3 protein-coding genes are annotated in these 1,235 nt (G+C 71.3%); 1 reads left to right on the top strand and 2 read right to left on the bottom strand.

From position 1 onward, the window contains the following. Positions 1 to 24 precede the first annotated feature (24 nt). Together ACIKT0_RS18565 and ACIKT0_RS18560 are read right to left on the bottom strand one after the other, a co-directional pair. Complete coding sequence (locus tag ACIKT0_RS18565; protein ID WP_407106789.1) at positions 25 to 270, bottom strand: glucokinase; 246 nt, start codon at positions 268 to 270, stop codon at positions 25 to 27. Further along, on the bottom strand, positions 263 to 607 hold the full coding sequence (locus ACIKT0_RS18560; RefSeq protein ID WP_246398168.1) for an antibiotic biosynthesis monooxygenase: 345 nt from the start codon (positions 605 to 607) through the stop codon (positions 263 to 265). Before ACIKT0_RS18560 ends, ACIKT0_RS18565 begins: the two co-directional genes overlap by 8 nt. Between ACIKT0_RS18560 and ACIKT0_RS18555 the strand changes: the two genes are divergently transcribed. Continuing rightward, a partial coding sequence (locus ACIKT0_RS18555) for an RluA family pseudouridine synthase (protein WP_407106788.1) occupies positions 606 to 1,235 on the top strand: 630 nt, incomplete at its 3' end. The two genes, ACIKT0_RS18560 and ACIKT0_RS18555, sit on opposite strands and share 2 nt — an antisense overlap.

The raw sequence follows: 1,235 nt of genomic DNA, 5'->3' as shown, positions 1-1,235 counted from the left end.
CGAAATCCCAACGGAACTCGGCGATCAGGCGAGGCTTGACGTTCCGCACGTTGCCGAAGCCGGCCCGGCGACGGCGACGATCGCGCGCGCGGGCCTTGCGCCCGTCATCTCCAGATAGGCCGCGACGGCCTCCTCGAAGGCGGCGAAACGGTCGTCCTTCATGGTCTCGATCGAGGTGACCCGCAGCGCGCCTGGCTGGACCAGCCCGAACCGGCAGTTGGTGCCGCCGACGTCGCCCACCAGCAGATCCCCGGCGCGCGCCTCAGCCAAGATCGAGCAACCGCACGCGCTGCCGCCTGACATAGGGCTTCACCGCCTCCTCGAAGGCGCGGCCGGCCTCGGTCGCATGGCGGGCGGCCGCCGCGGCCTCGGTTTCGTACAGGGCGGACGTCAGGAAAAAGCCCGGCGTCGACGGATCCTCCGCGATCGCGACTCCGCGGCAGGCCGGGTCGTTGCGCTCCACGGCGTTCGCGTTCGCGAACACGGCCGCCCTGAAGGCGGCCGCATGTTCTGGCGCGACCTCGAAAACGGTGGAAACCAGCTTCATGGCCGCGACATAGTGCGGCCCCGCCGTCCGCCCATACTCGGCGTCGCAGCAGAGTTCCATGTCCAGCCCTTCCGTTCTGTCTCCCGAAGCCCTCGTCTCCCGCGTGCTCCACCGCGACGGCCTCATCCTGATCCTCGACAAGCCTGCGGGGGTCCCGGTGCACGCCGGGCCGAAAGGCGGCCCGAATCTCGAGGCGGCCTTCGGGGCGCTGCGCTTCGGGCTGCCGCGCGACCCCGCGCTCGCGCACCGGCTGGACAAGGACACCAGCGGCTGCCTGGTGCTGGGTCGCCACCGCAAGGCGCTGGCGCGGCTCGGGAAGCTGTTCTCCTCCGGCCGCATCGGAAAGACCTACTGGGCGGTCGTGCAGGGCGCGCCGCCGGCGGACGAGGGGCGCATCGACGCTCCGCTAGCCAAGCGCGATCCGCATCGCGGCTGGTGGATGGCGGTCGATCCCGCGGGACTTCCCTCCGTCACCGAATGGAAGGTGATGGCGCGCGGCGCCGGACTCGCATGGGTCGCGTTCACGCCGCTGACCGGGCGCACCCACCAGATCCGCGCCCATGCGGCGCATGTCGGCATGGGCGCGGATCTGGTGGATGGCGGTCGATCCCGCGGGACTTCCCTCCGTCACCGAATGGAAGGTGATGGCGCGCGGCGCCGGACTCGCATGGGTCGCGTTCACGCCGCT

This window comes from Hansschlegelia beijingensis (assembly GCF_045505405.1).
Taxonomy (GTDB): domain Bacteria; phylum Pseudomonadota; class Alphaproteobacteria; order Rhizobiales; family Methylopilaceae; genus Methylopila; species Methylopila beijingensis_A.
Note: the sequence above shows the minus strand (reverse complement) of the source record. Positions and strands in the feature narration are given on the sequence as shown.